14 protein-coding genes are annotated in these 16449 nt (G+C 62.9%); 8 read left to right on the plus strand and 6 right to left on the minus strand.

From position 1 onward, the window contains the following. Positions 1-26: 26 nt before the first annotated feature. Together rplT and rpmI are read right to left on the minus strand one after the other, a co-directional pair. The gene (gene rplT, locus QBJ92_RS07000) at positions 27-392 is read right to left on the minus strand and encodes a 50S ribosomal protein L20 (RefSeq protein WP_010161044.1); all 366 of its coding nucleotides are present in this window, start codon (positions 390-392) and stop codon (positions 27-29) included. A gap of 17 nt (positions 393-409) precedes the next feature. Further along, a complete protein-coding gene (gene rpmI, locus QBJ92_RS07005) occupies positions 410-613 on the minus strand; it encodes a 50S ribosomal protein L35 (RefSeq protein ID WP_010406001.1) in 204 nt (67 codons plus the stop codon). Positions 614-779: 166 nt separating this feature from the next. Between rpmI and QBJ92_RS07010 the strand changes: the two genes are divergently transcribed. Together QBJ92_RS07010 and QBJ92_RS07015 are read left to right on the plus strand one after the other, a co-directional pair. Further along, entirely contained in the window at positions 780-2915 is a 2136-nt protein-coding gene (locus tag QBJ92_RS07010; RefSeq protein WP_277969039.1) for an AsmA family protein, read from the plus strand. Positions 2916-3049: 134 nt separating this feature from the next. Further along, positions 3050-3940 (plus strand): glycosyltransferase family 32 protein, encoded by an 891-nt coding sequence (locus QBJ92_RS07015; protein ID WP_277968969.1) that lies wholly within the window; start codon positions 3050-3052, stop codon positions 3938-3940. A gap of 19 nt (positions 3941-3959) precedes the next feature. Here QBJ92_RS07015 and hisN read toward each other — a convergent pair whose 3' ends face one another. Then, positions 3960-4745, minus strand: a complete 786-nt coding sequence (hisN, locus tag QBJ92_RS07020) for a histidinol-phosphatase (RefSeq protein WP_277968970.1) — start codon at positions 4743-4745, stop codon at positions 3960-3962. A gap of 96 nt (positions 4746-4841) precedes the next feature. Here hisN and QBJ92_RS07025 point away from each other — a divergent pair, with 96 nt between their 5' ends. From QBJ92_RS07025 to QBJ92_RS07035, 3 genes are all read left to right on the plus strand, one after another. Then, positions 4842-5957, plus strand: a complete 1116-nt coding sequence (locus tag QBJ92_RS07025; protein ID WP_277968971.1) for a phospholipase A — start codon at positions 4842-4844, stop codon at positions 5955-5957. 125 nt (positions 5958-6082) lie between these two features. Beyond that, the gene (locus QBJ92_RS07030; protein ID WP_277968972.1) at positions 6083-7102 is read left to right on the plus strand and encodes a GGDEF domain-containing protein; all 1020 of its coding nucleotides are present in this window, start codon (positions 6083-6085) and stop codon (positions 7100-7102) included. Between the two features lie 519 nt (positions 7103-7621). After that, the gene (locus tag QBJ92_RS07035; protein WP_277968973.1) at positions 7622-8926 is read left to right on the plus strand and encodes a S41 family peptidase; all 1305 of its coding nucleotides are present in this window, start codon (positions 7622-7624) and stop codon (positions 8924-8926) included. A gap of 10 nt (positions 8927-8936) precedes the next feature. Here QBJ92_RS07035 and QBJ92_RS07040 read toward each other — a convergent pair whose 3' ends face one another. Next, positions 8937-9449 carry a ferritin-like domain-containing protein gene (locus QBJ92_RS07040; protein WP_277968974.1) on the minus strand — a complete coding sequence of 171 codons (513 nt, stop codon included), beginning with the start codon at positions 9447-9449 and terminating at the stop codon, positions 8937-8939. A 231-nt stretch (positions 9450-9680) separates the two neighbouring features. Here QBJ92_RS07040 and QBJ92_RS07045 point away from each other — a divergent pair, with 231 nt between their 5' ends. Next, on the plus strand, positions 9681-9809 hold the full coding sequence (locus tag QBJ92_RS07045; protein WP_269724634.1) for a hypothetical protein: 129 nt from the start codon (positions 9681-9683) through the stop codon (positions 9807-9809). Positions 9810-9811: 2 nt separating this feature from the next. Next, positions 9812-10135, plus strand: a complete 324-nt coding sequence (locus QBJ92_RS07050) for an alkylphosphonate utilization protein (protein ID WP_277968975.1) — start codon at positions 9812-9814, stop codon at positions 10133-10135. 27 nt (positions 10136-10162) lie between these two features. On the opposite strand, the gene QBJ92_RS07055 is transcribed toward QBJ92_RS07050, so the two are convergent. Together QBJ92_RS07055 and QBJ92_RS07060 are read right to left on the minus strand one after the other, a co-directional pair. Further along, complete coding sequence (locus QBJ92_RS07055; RefSeq protein ID WP_277968976.1) at positions 10163-11593, minus strand: GH1 family beta-glucosidase; 1431 nt, start codon at positions 11591-11593, stop codon at positions 10163-10165. 160 nt (positions 11594-11753) lie between these two features. Next, positions 11754-14957 (minus strand): TonB-dependent receptor, encoded by a 3204-nt coding sequence (locus QBJ92_RS07060; RefSeq protein WP_277968977.1) that lies wholly within the window; start codon positions 14955-14957, stop codon positions 11754-11756. Between the two features lie 264 nt (positions 14958-15221). Between QBJ92_RS07060 and QBJ92_RS07065 the strand changes: the two genes are divergently transcribed. Beyond that, positions 15222-16277 carry a LacI family DNA-binding transcriptional regulator gene (locus QBJ92_RS07065; protein ID WP_277968978.1) on the plus strand — a complete coding sequence of 352 codons (1056 nt, stop codon included), beginning with the start codon at positions 15222-15224 and terminating at the stop codon, positions 16275-16277. Positions 16278-16449: the final 172 nt, after the last annotated feature.

Here is a 16449-nt window from a genome sequence, read left to right on the forward strand (position 1 = left end):
ATCTCAGTCTCGCAAACAGGTCGCCCTCAGGCAGCCTGGGGCAGAGCCGCCTTCGCCTGCGCGATGATGGCGCTAAATGCGGCACCTTCGTGCATCGCGAGATCCGCGAGGACCTTGCGGTCGAGTTCGACGCCGGCGAGCTTCAGGCCATGCATGAAGACGCCGTAGGTCAGACCCTCGACGCGGACCGCTGCGTTGATACGCTGGATCCACAGAGCCCGGAAGTTGCGCTTCTTAACCTTGCGGTCGCGATACGCATACTGCCCGGCCTTCTCGACCGCCTGACGGGCGATACGGATCGTGTTCTTGCGACGGCCATAATAGCCCTTCGCCAGATTGAGGATCCGCTTGTGCTTTGCGTGGGTGGTTACACCCCGTTTTACGCGTGCCATTCTCTAATCCCTCCGATTCAGCCGAGACCGTAAGGCGCCCACGCCTTAACGGTGGCCGTGTCGGCCTTGGACAGCACCTTGGTGCGGCGATTCTGGCGAATGTACTTGGCGTTGTGGCTCATCAACCGGTGACGCTTGCCAGCGACGCCGTGCTTCAGCAGGCCGGATGCGGTGAGCTTGAAGCGCTTTTTAACGCCGCTCTTCGTCTTGAGTTTGGGCATTTTCGTCCTTTCAGTTTTGCGACGATCTATGAACGGCCACGGCAGCCCATACCGGCCGGGCAGTTCCTCTTACTCGCAGGAAAGCGGGCGCATACCTGCCCCCCCCGGAAAACGCAACCGCAGATCTGTCGAGGAACGATTACGGCTGGCGAACGGTTTGACCGCGATGGACGCTGCACCCTCCCCGCCCGCTGCCGCGCCCCCGGCGCAACCGGTACAAACCGCACAGCCCAAACGCTGGTGGCGGATCGTTCGAAACGTCGTGATCGGCTTGGTCGTTGCGCTGTTTCTGGTGTGGCTGGTGCTCTACATCACCAAGGGCCGGTTCCTAAAGAGTCCATTCGAGCGAATCGTGTCGTCCGCGACGCATCGCCAAGTGAAGGTGGCCAACGACTTCCAGCTTTATTTCGACCCGATCACGATTCATTTCCGTGCCGAGGGAATGACGATCTCCAATCCATCCTATGCCTCCAGACCGGATCTGTTCGCGGCGAAGCAGATCGACGCACGAATCGCACCGCTGTCGATGCTGTTCGGAAAGCGCCATTTCTACACGCTCGACCTGACCGATGGCGCGGTCGATCTCGAATGGAACGCGCCGCATACCAGCAACAGCTGGACGTTCAGCGACAAGAAGGGTGGCAAGCCGCTCGATTTCCCGCGAATCGACGTTGCGACGGTGGCAGGCACGACGCTGCGCTATCTCGACCCGCGGATGCGGCTGCGGACCGATCTCGCCTTCCAGACGATCACCTCGACCGACGCACGAATCGGCAAATCAGTGCGTTTCACGGGCGATGGAAAGGTACGGGACACACCGTTCACGCTGAAAGGCGCGTTACTATCCCCCGACGCAACCGTCGCCCGCGGCAAGAACAAGCTTGAAGTTGCTGCCGATGCCGCCAACAATCATATTACCGTTGCCGGGACGTTGCCGAGCATCGCCGATATCGAGAACGTCCCGCTGTCGGTTACATCGCGCGGGCGTAATCTTGCTGAATTGCTAGATATCATTGGTGTCGCCATTCCGCGCACTCGTACTTATGCGGTCAAGGCAACTTTGATCAAGACCGACACGACCTACGCCTTCACGCGCCTGTCTGGTCGGTTCGGCGACAGCGATCTTGCCGGCAAGTTCACCGTGCGAAATATCGAGCCGCGACTGCACGTCGCCGCAGAGCTGACCACACGCAAACTTGACATCATCGATGCAGCCCCGTTCATTGGCTACAACCCCGATATCATCGCGACCAAGGGCGCGGTCGCCGCGGCGGCAAGCACCGGCGCCGCGCCGGCGCGATTGCTGCCGGACGCTGAAATCCCGGTCGAGACGCTCAAGAACTTCAACGCCGACGTACGCTACCGGGTCGGCGTGGTGCGTTCGAAGAACGTTCCGGTCTCCAACATCGACCTGACGCTGTCGCTAAAAGACAGCCTGCTAAAACTGTCCCCGCTGACGTTCGTCATGGCGCGCGGCGATGTCGCATCGGACATCACGATCGACGCGCGCCGTCGTCCTGCCCATGATACCTACGACATTCGCCTCGCCCCTACCCCAATGGCTCGCCTCCTTGCCGGCTATGGCGTCGCCGAAGCGGGCACCAACGGTGTCATCAAGGGGCGGATCCTTCTCGAGGGAGACGGAGATTCGTTGCATGATTCGTTGGCGACGTCGCATGGTCGGATCGCGTTCGTTATGCCGGGTGGCTCGTTCTGGACGCGCAACGTTCAATTGTCGGAACTCGACATTGGTACGTTCGCGCAGAAGCTGTTCCAGGGAAAGCTCAAGGAACCGGTGAAGATCAACTGCGGACTGATCGGCTTTACCGTTCGCAACGGCGTCGCTGCTGCGGACCCTATTTTGATCGACACAGAGAAGAATGTGATTGTCGGTCGCGGCGGGTTTAGCTTCAAGTCAGAAGCACTCGATCTGGCGGTGCGCGCGGACGGCAAGCGCTTCAGCTTCCTGTCGGCGCAGTCACCGATCGGTTTGAACGGCAGCTTCGCCAAGCCGGGCTATAGCGTGATCAGCCCGCAATTGATTGGACGCGCGGGCGCCGCGCTCGGCTTGAGTGTCGTTGGTACGCCGGTCGCCGGGCTGCTGGCGTTCGTCGACATCGGCGACGCCAAGGCGGCGCAATGCGGACCGGTTTTGGCTGCGGCCCCCGCTACCGCACAGCGTACGACGAAGGGGGAACGTCGCGACGACGTCGGGCATGGCACCACCGCCAAGGCCGAAGACGGAAAGAAGACCGCGGGGGAACGATCCGGGCAGCGCAAGAAGTTCCTCGGGATCTTCTAGGTGCAACGACCGCCGTCCTGCAGCGATCAGGCGCGCAACGGGATCCCTCCGTTAGCTGCTGCCATGAAATGCAGCGTACAAGAGCAAAACCCTGGTTGCATTGCTTTCGGCAGGGAGGTCTGCGATGAAAAATAATGCCTTTTGAAACCTTGCCGATCGTCGGTGCCCGCCACGCAGCACATCGCCGCCAGCGGGTGGACTATTGGTCTGAGCGCTTGCCGGTAACACCTATGGGAACCGCAATCCCCAAGGTCGTCCACCAAACGTATCCCACCCGGGATCTGCCCGAAGTTCTTCGGAACGGGCTAAATCGCTGGATGGCGGAAAACCCCAGCTGGGCGTTTCGCCTCTATTCCTCCGACGAGCGCGAAGCGTTCATAAGGGACGCTTATGGCGACGAGATCTTGCAAACGTATCGCAAGATACGACCGGAATATGGTGCTGCGCGTGCGGACTTGTTTCGGTACCTTTTGATCTACCGGCTTGGCGGGGTCTATCTCGATATCAAGAGCCGTTTTACGGTCCCGATCGACGACGTGATCCGTGGCGACGAGGGCTTCATCGTATCGCAATGGCGCAATGATCAAGGCAGCGAACATGCCGGGATCGGGCTTTTACCGGAGCTCGCGGATATCCCGGGCGGCGAATTTCAGCAGTGGCACGTGATCGCCTGCCCCGGTCATCCTTTCCTCCGTGCCGTCATCATTGCGGTATTGGCCAATATCGACAGTTATAGCCCATGGTTTACCAATGTCGGCCGCATTGGCGTGCTGCGGTTGACCGGACCGATTGTCTATACCCGCGCGATTGCACCCTTGCTCGAAGACTATCCCCATGTTCGGATCGTCGGGGAAGGCCACATTGCGATGCAGTATAGCGCCTATGAGCGCGCGCAGATTTTCACGACGAAACACTATTCGCAACTGACGGTTCCGGTCGTCCGTACCGGAACAGCGGGAGAACTGTCCGGCTGGCTATTCCGTCGCGCACTGGGTTTGAAGGCTCTTCTCAAACGCGGGGGATAAGCTTAGTCCACGCCAGCCTTCAATGCCCACCACGGCAGGCCAGCGCTTCAAGGATATCCTCGATCCGTGCAGGATCTCCGGCCGCGACGACTTCGCCGACGCTGTCGGCGGTCAGCGGGTCCCCCGCCCAGTCGCACATCCGCCCGCCGGCACCCTCGACGATCGGCACCAGGGCCGCGAAATCGTGCAGCTTGAGTTCGGCCTCGACCACGACGTCGAGCCAACCGCTCGCGACACAACCGTAATTGTAGCAATCCCCGCCCAGTACCGTGCTGCGCACCGCCGCATCGAGATGCTCGAAGGCATGCAGCTGCTCATCCTTGAACAGCGCGGGCGAGGTCGTTGCGAGCAGCGCCTGGCTTAGCTCGGGACAGCGGCGCGTGACGGCTGGCTTGCCGTTGAACAGCGTCGGCTTGCCCGTCGTGCCGACCCAGCGCTCCCCGATGATCGGCTGATCGATCACGCCGAGCATCGGCCACCCCTCGACCACCAGCGCAATCAACGTCCCGAAGATCGGTCGCCCGGAGATGAACGCGCGCGTGCCGTCGATCGGATCGAGCACCCAGGCGCGGCCTGACGTCCCTTCGCGCACGCCATATTCCTCGCCGATGACCGCGTCGTCGGGGAACGCACGCTCGATCAGCGTGCGCATCGCCGCTTCGGCTGCGCGATCGGCGAGCGTGACGGGCGACGCGTCGCCTTTCATCTCAAGCCCTTGTTCTGTCCGCCAATACGGACGGATGGCGGCCCCTGCGGCGTCGGCGAGCGCGGCGGCAAGGGAAAGATCGGATTCGGTAATTCGCATTCGCCCTGCGTAATCCGGCTGGCGCGAAATCGCCAGTCCGTGCAAGTCGCGAACGCCATGCGAACGGTGCCATCGGGGTGAACGGGGTCGGGAATCATGAAAGTTTTCAAACGATTTGCGGCGTCGGCGTGCCTCGTTCCCATCGCCCTCGCAGCAACACCGGCAACCGCCCAATTGCGCCCGCTGATCGACCCACCCGCTTCGGCGGAGGAAGCGCGCGCGGGGATCGATGTTTTCGTGATCAACGAAACACAGGCGGTGCAACCTGCCGTGGGTCCGAGCGAAATCGAAACCGTTGCCAAGGACGGAACGCATCTGCGGTTCGTCGCGGCTGCCGATAGCGCTGCGACGGTCGCGCCCGGTGGTTTTGCACGGCTTCGGTATCATCTGGCGGCATCCGACCCGGTTGTTGCGGTTGCGGGCAATTCCCCCACCGCGCAATCTGCCGAGCAGAAACCCCCGATCGTCGTGGCCTCGAGTGCCACCGGGGCAAAGGGCGAAACGGTGATCGCGACCTCGCGCGGTGGAACGGGCGGGTTTCTCGACCGCCTTCGCCCCTATGCACCAACCTATGCCGTGATGGGCGCCGGCAGCTCGGGCTCGAAAGTCACCGCCAGCTTCGATTTCCGGCTAATCGGGCGTGAGGATGGAGCGCGACTCGACTTTGCCTACACCCATACCTTCTTCCTTGCGACCGACCGGCCATCCGCTCCGCTCACCGCGCAAGGGTTCTCGCCCGAAGTGTTCATCGACGTGCCGATCCAGCGAACGCTGACGATCGGGGGCGGGTATCGCCATGATTCGAATGGCGGCGGCGTGACCAACTCGATCGACGTCAACCGGTTCTATTTGCGCGCGAATAAATCGATTCCGATCGGGAACGGCTGGGCGATCGGGATCACGCCGATGGTCTGGGGCTATTTTGGTGACCAGGGACTCGCCCCAGATCTGGACCGGTATTACGGCTACAGCTCGCTCGGCCTGTCGATCGGTCAGCGTGATGGCTTGAAAGTCGTTCTCACCGGACGTGGCAATCCGGGGACGGGCAAGGGCAGCACGGAGTCCTTCGTCTCCTATCCGCTTGCCCGGATCAGCCAGACCTTGCCGCATGTCTATCTTTTCGGGGAATTTTTCACGGGTTACGGTGAGACGCTGGTTGCGTACAATCGTATCGTCAACCACGCCCGCTTCGGGATCGCCATCACACGCTGACGGCGGAGCGACGGGAACCGGAGCGGTTTTCGGTCACGCTAAATTAGCAGTTTGCGGATAGGCCTTCCGTCGGGGAAGGCATCGTACCTGTACGATGCCGCGGGTTTAAGGGACGCTCGGGAACGATGGCTACGGCAAGGGAAGCACGACTGGAAACGGTCGAGTACCGGGCCGATCAGGTGTTCGGGCGAATTGGGAAATTCCTGACCGAGCATCGTCTTAGTCCGGACCCGCTGCATTATGCCTTTGCCTACCGCGTCATCAGTCAGCCCGATGGGGTCCTGGCGAAATCGGTTGCGGCCCTGACGGAGGGCGGCATCCGGCTTACCGCACGGGACATTGAAAAACTCGGCGGCCAGATCACGAATGGACAAGCATCGACGATACCGGAGGTTTGTGATCCGGTCGCGGGGCTGGTCGCCCAGACTCAGATGCAGGTCGAGGGTTTCACCGACATGATGCACGCGATCCGTGCGGAAACGCAAGGATTCGGACGCGATCTCGCGGCAAGCGCGGACGCGATGCGTACGGTCGATAGCACGGTCGATATGGTGCAACTGACTGAAGTCATGCTCGATCGCGTACAGTCCGCAGAAGCACGGCTGGCGGCCGCGACGCACGAAGCGGAGGAATTGCGGCTGAAGCTGGAGGAGGCGCAGAGCAATGCGCGGAGCGACCCACTCACCAACCTGCCCAACCGGCGCGCCTTCGAGGAATGCTTCGTCCAGCACAGCAGCGGGGGAGAAACCCTCTGTCTGGCGGTATGCGACGTGGATCGCTTCAAGCGCGTCAACGACCGCTTTGGCCATTCGGTCGGGGACCGAGTTCTCAAGGCGATCGCCGAGACGTTGCTCAAGAATTGTGCCGGCCACATGGTCGCGCGCTACGGCGGTGAAGAATTTACCGTGCTGTTCGTGGGGATTACCCTGGAAGAGGCCTATGCCACGCTCGAACGCGCCCGCGCGACGGTTGCGGAAAAGCGATACCGGCTGCGGGAATCCGACGAGCCGCTCGGTGCGGTGACCTTCTCGGCCGGGGTAACACAGGCACATCCCGACGAATTTCTGGGGTCCGCGTTCGGACGCGCGGACAAACTGCTGTACGCGGCTAAGGACGCCGGGCGGAACCAGATCCGACGCGTTTAGGGATCTGTGCCAACTCTTGGTGCAATGCACTGCGTCACTGCCCGCTCAATGAAACGATGCAAAACTTTTCTGTTGTTCCTCAATAGTGTACCAAACTGGCACGCTCCCTGCAGAGCATCTCCCGTCGGCAATCGGATGGTCCGGGACGCCGATCCACAGGGAGATCCTATCATGACCACTCGTTTCGAAGCCGTTCAGCGCGTTGCCTTCTCGCTTGTTGCCGCTCTGATCCTGACGACCGTACTTGCTTCGACGGCGGTCTCGTTCGTTCCGGTCGCATGACCGGGCGGACGGGGACGCCGTCCCCGAATACCCGTCATGCCGGCTGACACCTTACTCGATCCGCGCTAGCCTCATCGCAGAGGTGGCATCATGGTCCGAGCGCGCATACCCGTTACCTTTCTGACACTTGCGGCGCTGCTGTCCGCATGCGGCGGCGGGGGCGGAGGATCGACCGGAGCGACGACCGTTACCGCGACCCCGACGCCATCACCCACGCCCGCAACCGCGAGCTGTTCTTTGCGCGATCGGCAGGACTGGGCGGCGGCGCAGTTGCGCGAATGGTATCTGTTTCCGGAGACGCTGCTCGCGACGATCAGCCCGACCGCGTATGCGACGGTACCCGATTATATCGACGCGCTGACCGCCACTGCGCGGGCCCAGCGCAAGGACCGCTTCTTCACCTATCTCACGTCAATCGCGTCCGAAAATTCCTATTACGCGTCGGGAGCGAGTGCGGGTTTCGGGTTCCGACTGTCGTCCGACGCCGATGCCCGAAGGGTGTTCGTCGCGGAAAGCTTTGAGGGGACCGCGGCCGCCGCGGCAGGGATCGACCGGGGCACGGAAATCCTCGCGATCGGCACGAATACCAGTGACTTACGAACGGTCGATACGATCATCGCGGCGCAAGGGGCGGCAGGCGTTACCGAGGCGCTCGGGCCCAGTACGACCGGGACCACGCGCGTCCTGCGGATTACCGACGCGACCGGCACGCGAACCATATCGGTCACCAAGACCGACTATGCGCTGACCCCGGTATCGAGCCGCTATGGTGCTCAAATCCTGACAGATTCTGGCGAGCAAGTCGGGTATATCAATCTGCGCAGCTTCATCTCGACCGCCGATCCGGCACTTCGCGCGGCCTTCGAGCGGTTCAAGGCGGCGGGCGTGACCCGCGTCATCATCGACGTGCGCTACAATGGCGGGGGGCTGGTTTCGATCGCGGAGGTGTTGGCGAACCTGCTCGGCGGCGCGCGTGCGTCAACGGATGTCATTGATTATACGACGTTTCGCCCCGAGAAATCGTCCAACAACGAAACCGCCTTTTACGTCAAACAGCCGCAGTCGATCAGCCCGACGCGGATCGCCTTTATCGGGACGCAGGGCACCGCCTCCGCCAGCGAGCTTGTGATTGCCCAGGCGGTTCCCTATTTCCATACCAATGCGGCGCTGATCGGGACCAATACGTTCGGAAAGCCGGTCGGGCAGATCGCGCTGGACCGTCCAGAATGCGACGATCGGCTGCGGGTCATTGCCTTTTCACTGCAGAATGCTGCCCGTCAGGGTGCGTATTACGACGGTTTGACATCCATTATGGAAGCAAGTTGTCGTGCTGGCGACGATTTGACGCATCAAATGGGCGACCCGCAGGAATCGTCGACGCGCGCGGCGCTCGACTATCTGGCGGGGCGGACGTGCACGCCCATTTCGGGGACTGCGGGGTCGCAGGGGGCGCTGTCGCTGCGGACATCCGCACGCTCGCTCGAGCTGCTGACGCCCGAGCGCCCCGACACGACGCAACGCGAAGTGCCGGGGTCGTTCTGAAGCCGGTCGCTCAGGCGGCGGCTTCGGCCTTCGGGTTGGTCTTGCTGGTCGCCATCGCGGTCAGCTTGTCGTCGGTCGCATATTCCTCGTCGAGCGTTTCCTGGAGGATCGCTGCGATCTGGTCGCGGCCGAGCTGCTTGGACCAGGCGATCAACGTGCCGTAGCGCGTGATCTCATAATGCTCGACCGCTTGGGCCGAAGCGATCAGCGCCGCGTCCAGCACGGCCTTGTCGGCGATTTCGCTCGCGACTTCGTTGGCTTCCTTGATGATGCCTTCGATTGCCGGACACGTTGCGCCCTTGGGCTGTTCGCCGAGCAAGTCGAAGACTTGCTCGAGGCGACGGATCTGGCCTTCGGTTTCGAGCAGATGCGTCTGGAAGCCGGCCTTGAGCGCGCTGTCGGTCGCCTTGTCGATCATCTTGGGCAGCGCCTTGGTGATCTGGTTCTCGGCATAATAGACGTCCTGCAGCTGATGCAGGAACAGGTCTTCGAAGGTCACGATATCCTTGGTGAACAAGCCCATGTCGTCGATCCTCGAATATGATGTGGGGGGGTGGGGTAGCCGGACGCGAGGGGTGGCACGTCCGGCGTGTCATCTAAACGGTCGGGTCTCGTGGTGGTTGCGTCGCGCGTGATAAATAGCAGCGGTGCCGGACGTGCGGTGGCCGCACCGCGGCGAAACGAATTGATGCCGCGGAATCGGGCGTTCGGCGCTAGGAAGGCGGCGGGGCGTTCCGCTCCGAAAGGATGCCCGATGGCGAAGAGCCAAAAGAAATCGAACAAGGAAACGCGCAAGCCCAAGGCCGAGAAGGCCCCCAAGGCGAACGCATCCAACCCGACGACCAAGGGACAACCGGTCGCCATGGTCAACATCAAGGGGTGAGCATGGCAGATACCGACACGACCCAGGACGATGCCTTCGTTTATGACGAAGCCAGCGGCGAATGGATCAGCGCATCCGACGCGGCCACCAAGACGACCACCGACGACGGCGCGGTCGTGGTCCGCGATTCGGTCGGGAATATCCTGGCCGATGGCGATCAAGTCACGCTGATCAAGGACCTGACCGTCAAGGGCGCAGGGCAGACGCTCAAGCGCGGGACGCTGATCAAATCGATTCGGCTGACCGGCGACGCGCAGGAGATCGACTGTCGCTTCGACGGGATCAAGGGCCTCGTCCTGCGCGCGGAGTTCGTCAAGAAACGCTGATCCGCGCGGGCACGACCGTCGCGACGCTCAGACCAGAGCGTTGCGGCGGATCAGTTCGCGGTACCAGGCGGCGCTCAACTTGGGGGTGCGGACCTGTGTCGCGAAATCGACATGGTGGATGCCGAACCGCTTGGTGAAACCGTCCGCCCATTCGAAATTGTCCATCAAGCTCCACAGGAAATACCCTTTCAGCGGGTATCCCTCGACCGTCGCGCGGTGGAACTCGGCGAGATAGTTGCGCAAGTACATGATCCGGTCGCTGTCATCGATCCGGCCGTCGACGATCGGGTCGTCCGCCGACGTGCCATTCTCCGAGATGTAGAGTGCCTTGGGCGCCCACAATTCGCTGACCGTCCGCACGCCCCAATACGCGACTTCGGGGCCGACATAGAGCCAGGGTGACGCCATCCGCGGCGATGAGGGCAGATGCGGGAGGGTCTTGTATCCGGTCGGCCCCGTGTCGGCGCGGACGTAGGTGGGTGCGTAGATGTTGAGCGCGACGAAATCGAGCGGACTGCCGATGACCGCCATGTCGCCCGATGCGACGCGCGGCGCGTTGCGGCCTTCGCGCGCGAGATAGCCGTCGGTGTAGCGCCCCTCCATCACCGCGGTCAGGAACATCGCGTTTTCCTCGCGCACCGCGGTCTTTGCGGCGGCGATGTGCTCGGGTGTTTCGATGACGGGGACGTAGAAATTGGCATTGTCGGCAATCCCGACCTGGGTTCCGCTGCGGGCATGCGCCCGGATCGCCTGGACGCCGAGCCCGTGCGCGAGCACGCCGTGGTGACGGACCTGATTGGCTGCGGCCGGGGGCAGGTGCAGCCCGGGCGCGTGGCGGCCTTCGACATGGCCGAGGTCGGTGAAGCAGCGCAGTTCGTTCACCGTCATGAAGTGCCCGACCCGGTCGGACAATTTCCCCGCCACATGCCCCGCATAGTCCGCGAAGGCATAAGCGGTATCGCGCGATTGCCAGCCGCCCGGCAGCGCTTCGGGCAAATCCCAATGGAACAGCGTGACATAGGGTGTGATCCCGGCGGCGAGCAGCGCGTCGATCAGCCTGTCGTAATAGGCCATGCCCTTGGGGTTGGGAGTCCCGCGCCCCTGCGGGAAGATCCGCGACCAGGCGATCGAGAGCCGGTACGCCTTGACGCCGAGATTTTTGAGCAGCGCGATGTCTTCGCCATAGCGATGGTAGCTGTCACACGCCGTATCGCCGGTATCGCCGTTCGCGACCCGCCCGGCGGTGTGCGCGAACACATCCCAGTTGGTCTTGCCGCGACCGTCCTCGGCCACCGCCCCCTCGATCTGGTAGGATGCGGTCGCGCACCCCCACACGAAATGCTCCGGAAAGCCGAGATTGCCGGGTTTTGGCGGCACCGCGCCGATTGCTGCCCCGGTTGGCGTCGCGACTGCCGCCGCCGCCGTCAAACCCGATTTCATGAAATGCCGCCGATCCATCGCTGGTCCCCCATGTCGTATCGTTGCGTCGCTACCGCGCATGTCCTCGCTCGCGGACGGAGGTCGCTGCAGTCGTGTCGAAAAGAGGGGGAGCCACGGTATGCCGTGACTCCCCCGTGTCGTGCCCCGCGCGGCGCGCCACGGGGGGGTTAGCCAAGCGTCAGAAGCGGTAGCGCGCCCCGAACAGGAAGCGGCGTTGCCCTTCCTGGATCAACCAGATCTGGTTGGGCGACCGGGCGTAGGTCTTGACCCCTTCCTTGTTCAAATTGATCGCTTCGAACGACACCGCGATATGCGGGGTGATGTCATACGAGATGTTCATGTCGACCTGGCTGTACGGCGCGGTGAACTCGGGATTGTGATCCCCATCGCGGTTGACGGCGGACAGGAACTTGGCGCGATAGCTGTAGCTCAACCGCGCCGAGATGCCGTATTTGTCGTAGATCAACGTCGCGTTGGCGGTGTCGCTCAGCCCGAGCAAGGCGAACTGGTCGACCGCCGGCGGCGCCGCGACATCGATGCCGATGTCGCCGCGTACCAGCGTATAGGCTGCCGAGATGCCGATGCCGGTCTGGCCGAAGAAATACTGACCGGCGACTTCGAGGCCATAGACCTCGGCGTCCTTGTTGTTGATCGGCGTGTTGACGTTGAAGTTGAACAACGGGTCGTTGGCATCGGCGATGATGTCGACCGCCGCGAGCGTCGAGTCGACGAACGCCTGGTTGAGCGACCGTGCCCCGAGGTTGTAGTTCGCGAGGAACGCGGCGTTCGCCCCCGTCACGCTGCCACCGTTCTGCTGGAGCAGCGCGGTGTAGGTGAACAGATTGACGTCGGTGATGTCCGCGCCGATCCCCTGCAACTGCGTCTTGGCGGTCCCCGAGCGGCTTCCCGGCGCGCCCGAGCTCGGATCGCGCAGCCCGAACAGGTTGCGCTTGACGATCGTGTTGCCGATGAAGTTGTGCACGCGCTTGTCGAAGAAGCCGACCGAGATGTAGCTATCGGGCTTGAAGTACCATTCCAGCGACAGGTCGAGATTGTCCGAGATCAGCGGTTGCAGGTTGGCGTTGTTCGAATTGCCGCCCGCCTGACCACCGACCGCGGTCGCGTCGTTGGGATTTCCGGCGCTGACGGAGGCGAACAGATTGCCGAAGGTCGGGCGCGAGATGGTCCGGCCGACCGAGAAGCGCCCGATCAGGTTCTTGCGGATATCGATCTGGAAATCCATCCCGGGGAGCACGTTGTTGTAGCTGCCGTTGTCGGTGACGTTCTGGTACGTACTGGAGATGTTCTGACCGAAATCATTGTCGGACTGCCACACGATCGACAGTGGGACCGACTGCAACGAGTTGGAATGCACGGTCGTCTTCTCGAACCGCGCCCCCGCGACCAGCACCGCGCGGTGCCCGCCGAGTTCGCCTTTCCACGTCACCTGACCGTAAGCGGCGAAGATGTCTTCCTTGACGCGGTCGTCGCGGAAGCCGTCGATCGTGCTGAGGTTGCCCTTGGCGGTATAGGCCGCGGACAAGGTGTTGTAGAGCTTGGTGGCGTCCTGCGTGCGGTATGCGATCAGGCCGTCGCCGGTGGCTTGCGGGTCGTTGTCGTGGAAGCGGCAGACCAGGCAGAAGGTCGACACCTGCCCGGGGGCGAGCTTGTCCACGTCGCCCGGCGCGATGTTGCCCCAATCGCCGAGCGTCTGCGTATAGGTCGTCTGGGTCGAGCGCGTGTTGGTGGTGCGATAATCACCGCCGAAGTCGAACCGACTCCCCCCGCCCAAGTCCCAGCCGCCGTCGAGGCGGATTTCCTTGACCCGCTGCGTCAGCCCGGTCGCAACTTGCCGCGCCTTTTGGCTGCCGAGATCCCCGGTGTCGTGGATGCCGTTGCCATTGCCCTTGATCACCGGATGCGCCGCGGTCGGCGTCGCCGGGTCGACGAAGGTCACGGTCTGGAACGGGAAGCCGTTACTGTAATCGACCGAATGCGACTCCAGCGTCGGCGTGCTGATCGCGATCATCGTCGAGCTCATGCCGTTCGGATTGTCCGGCAGGCTGTTCGATTTGCCGATATGCCCGTCGAGCGCGAGCCGGAAGCGATCGGTCACGTCCCACTTGGCGTTGATGCCGACGTCGTACAGGTCGCTCTTCTGCGCACGATATTGCTGTTCGGCGCCCGAATCCTTGGTCCCGCCGGCGATGACCTCGTGCAGATACGTCGTCGTCGCGACGGAATGGTCGGTATCGAAATTGACGACGTCGAACGGCCGGTTGAACCAGTTCGACTGATCCGAACGCCGCTCCGACAGCTTGTTCTGCGCGTACAGCCCGTCAATCGCGATATCGAGCGTGTCGGTCGGCTTGAACTGGATCGTCGCCTGCCCGTTGATGCGCTCTCGCGAGCCTTCGCTGAAGTGATAGCCGAAGTCGTTCGGGCGCGCGGTCAGCGCGTCGGGGGACTTCGGCGCGTTGGTGATCTTGGTCGCGGCGTTGACGTTGCCGTTGGCGGGATCGAGGAATTCGGCGATCGTCTTGATGTTCCAGCCCTGCACCGTCGCGCTGACGTTGGTGAAGTTGCGCTTCTGGTAGCTGCCGAACAGCGAGATGCCGATCGTCTGGTCCGGATTGCTCCAGCTGCCGAGGCCCGACACTTCGGGCGTGACGTGCGACCCGCAACTGATGCAGTCGTCGGTGCTCATGTCGTACACGCCCTTGCCACCGATCGTGCCGGTGAAGCCGGATGTGCGGACGTCGAGCGGACGCCGCGTGACGACGTTGATGACCGCGCCGATCCCGCCTGACGGGACGGCGCCGCGGCTGGTCTTGTAGACTTCGAGCGTGCGCACGCCTTCCGACGCGAGGTTCGAAAAGTCGAACGAGCGCGACGTGTTGCGCGAATAATCGCCCGAACTGTCGCCGCCGACCGCGGTCTGCGAGGTCGCGGCGAGCTGGCGTCCGTTGAGCGTCACGAGATTATAGCCGGGCCCGAAGCCGCGCACCGTGACGTCCGCGCCTTCACCGTTGCGGCGGCTGATCGACACGCCGGTGATGCGCTGGAGCGATTCCGCGAGGTTGGTGTCGGGGAACTTGCCGATGTCTTCCGCGGAGATCGCGTCGACGATGCCGGTCGAGTCGCGCTTGATCGCGATCGAGCGTTCGAGCGAGGCGCGGATGCCGGTGATCACGATGTCGTCGGAGGCGGGCGGTTGCCCGCTGACCGGGTCCTGCACCGCAGGTTGCGCATTGGTGGCTTCCGCCCCGGCGCCGGCTGGTGCGGCTTGCGCGAGCGCGGATCCCGGCATGGCGAGACCGATGGCAAGTGCAATGGTAGATGTAGTGCGCGCGAGCGTGCTCGCCGGGCGAAACCCCGTCATGATAATCCTCCCCCTATCCGCGACCCCGAACTTCGCGTGACGGCTGTCGATCATCTTGATCGACTTACCGCTAATGACAGAACACCCGATTTGTCCTACGTTGTCAATTGCCGCTTCGTAAGGAAGCGGAAACGAATGAGAAATACGAAGCGATTTCCGTAAACTCGCTCGAAGCGACGGCGTCGCGTCACGAAATCTCTGATTGTCTCCCCAGGATCGACGCGTATGCCGCGTCACGACTCGGCTGTTTAGAGGATCGTTTCGTTGTCCAATCCCATCAAACGCACGACGATCGTCGACGTCGGACGCCATGCCGGGGTCTCGACCAAGACCGTGTCGCGCGTGTTCAACGACGAACCCCACGTCAGCGACGCGGTGAAGCAGCGCGTCCGCGCTTCGGCGGCAGCGCTCAACTATCATCCCAACGTATTCGCGCAGTCGCTGGTGCGGCGGCGGTCGCATCTGATCGGGCTGGTCTATGAAAAACCCAGCGCGAGCTATGTCGTCGATCTGCAGATGGGCGTGCTCGAACGGCTGAAGGGGGAACGCTACCGCCTGATCGTGATCCCGGTGCAATCGGTCCAGGAGAACGGCGCCGAGATCGTCGGCCTGTTGCGCGCCGCTGCGCTGGACGGCGTGGTGCTGGCCCCGCCCGCCTCGGACCACCTCCAGATCCTCGCGCAACTCGATGGGGCGGGGATTCGCTATGCGCGGATCGCGCCGTCGCGGCAGCTCGACCTCGGATCCTCGACGCTGCTCGACGATGTCGCGGGCGCGCAGGCGATCGCGGCGCATGTGCTCGCGCTCGGGCATCGCGACATTGCGATCGTGCGGGGCGATCCCGACCATGCCGCCACGCATGCGCGGATGAAAGGCTATGCGCAGGCCTTCGCCGAAGCGGGGTGCGGGGTGCGCGACGATCGGATCGAGACGGGGCTGTTCACCTTCGACGGCGGCTATGCGGCGGGGCACGCGCTGCTCGACCGCGCGGACCGACCTAGCGCGATCCTGGTCCAGAATGACGAAATGGCGGTCGGCGTGATGCTCGCCGCGCGCGAACGCGGGCTGTCGATCCCCGACGACCTGTCGATCGCGGGGTTCGACGATGCCGAAGTCTCGCGGATCGCGTGGCCGCGGTTGACGACGGTGCGACAGCCCGTGTTCGAAATGGCGATCGCCGCGACCGACATGCTGATCGCCGACCTCGAGGACCGCAAGCTCCAGGCGCATACGCATCACGACAATACGCTGCTCGTCCGCGATTCGACCGCCCCGCCGCGGGCCACCGCCTTGCGCGACGCCGAGACGAACGGCGGTTAACGTCGTGCGGACCGGAAGCACCCCGCACTAATTCCAGAAAGGATACACCCGAGCATTGAAGAAGACGGTCGACCTGATGCCAATATGTCACGATCGATGCGGACATTTATCATAAGGATTTAGATGTCCTTTCGACATATTCGGACAAGCGTGTTCCCCGTTACCTGGATAT

Source organism: Sphingomonas echinoides (assembly GCF_029623395.1).
Lineage (GTDB): Bacteria > Pseudomonadota > Alphaproteobacteria > Sphingomonadales > Sphingomonadaceae > Sphingomonas > Sphingomonas echinoides_A.